Below are 1,438 nucleotides of genomic sequence, written 5' to 3'. Positions count from 1 at the left end.
GTGCGAGGTTCGGGTCGTCAATGCCGGCAGAAACCGACACACCCTGCAGGTCCGTCGTGCGCTTCGTGATATCCGCGTCCGTGGTTTCGGCGGCGGCGCTGATAGCGGCTGCGAGGGCAGCGAGACCTAATCCAAAACGTACAGCGTGATGCATTGCGTTGAAACTCCTGCGTGTATCGGCCGCGCGGTTGCCCGCGACGGTCAGCTCTGTTGAGCCCGAAGGGATGGGAAACGGAATGTTGGGGAGGGGTGGCGGAAAACAGTAGTGAACGCTACTGTTTACATATGACAGCGCTTTGACGGTCACGTGGCATGGCACAGGATTCGTGCAGGTATCGCGCTGCAGCACGCATGCCACTGCGAAATAAGTATCATCTGGAACCAATACGTCTTCGCTGAGAACTTACGAAGACCCACGCCGAGGTCGACCCATGAACAGCGCCACGCGTCGGAAGAAAACCGATGCGCGTCCCGCGATCCCGCTGGACACCAAGCAACAGCCGATGCAGCAGCGCTCGGTCGAAACCTTCGAGTTGATCCTCGAGGTCACATCGCGCCTGCTCGGCGAAGTGGGGGTGGAGCGACTCTCCACCAACCTGGTGTGCGCGAAGGCGGGCATATCGCCACCGGCGCTGTATCGGTACTTCCCGAACAAGTACGCCATCCTCAAGGAGCTCGGCGAGCGCCTGATGAAATGCCAGAACAAGGCCTACCGCGCCTGGCTGGAAGAGGAGAAGGCGCTCGACTACGACGGCTCGCGCGAAGCCAGCATTCGTGGCTTGCGCGACATGCAGGCAGCGATCAACGCGGCGACCCTCGCCTTTCCAGGTGCGGTATGGATCATGCGTGCGCTTCGCGCGGTCCCGACGCTAAGGCATATCCGTCTGGACTCGCACGACGACGTCGCGGAGACGAGCTACGAAGGGCTGCGCGATCGCTACCCGAGCGCCAACCCGGAAGCCTTGCGCGTGGCGATGCGCCTCTCCACCGAAGTGATGTATGCGGCCACGGAAATGGCCGTGGACAATCCGTCGATGGATGGCGACATCATCAATACCGAGGTCGCTGAAATGGTCGTCCGCTACTACGACAAGTTCGTCGAGGGCGAAGAACGCTATGCGGCGACCGTGAAGAAGCGCAAGGTCAAGCGTTGAGTTGAGACAGCAACGTCAGCGCATTGGGTACAGCCTCGCCCCGCGCCGTGTTGTCGAAAATGCACCAGGCGACCTTGCCTGCCTCTTGCGCCTGGCGCATCCGTAACGCGATGCCTTTGATGAAAGCATCGTCGTAGGCTGAGTAGTAGACCTGTGGCGACCCGTGCAGGCGGATATAGAGCATCGCCGGGTCGCCTTCGGGTGGTTCGACGCCGGCCACGGGCGACGGGTGTGCCCATACGCACGAGACGCCTGCTTCGCACAACACAGCGTCGCCTTTGGGC

Annotated in this window: 2 protein-coding genes; one reads left to right on the top strand and one right to left on the bottom strand. The window is 61.5% G+C overall.

Features of this window, described 5'->3' with window-relative positions; all coding sequences use genetic code 11:
* The first annotated feature begins 431 nt into the window (after nt 1-431).
* Nucleotides 432-1,154, top strand: a complete 723-nt coding sequence (locus AC1DT2_RS23270; RefSeq protein ID WP_477299043.1) for a TetR/AcrR family transcriptional regulator — start codon at nt 432-434, stop codon at nt 1,152-1,154.
* Here the strand turns inward: AC1DT2_RS23270 and AC1DT2_RS23265 are convergent.
* Nucleotides 1,144-1,438, bottom strand: a 295-nt coding sequence (locus AC1DT2_RS23265) for a DUF72 domain-containing protein (protein WP_477299041.1), incomplete at its 5' end; no start/stop codon positions are given. The genes AC1DT2_RS23270 and AC1DT2_RS23265 overlap by 11 nt on opposite strands.

It is taken from the genome of Luteibacter sp. P4_E6, from assembly GCF_056401535.1.
Note: the sequence above shows the minus strand (reverse complement) of the source record. Positions and strands in the feature narration are given on the sequence as shown.

Coding starts and splice junctions, on each gene's coding strand:
- AC1DT2_RS23270 (WP_477299043.1), top strand. CDS start 432: ATGAACAGCGCCACGCGTCGGAAGAAAACCGATGCGCGTCCCGCGATC.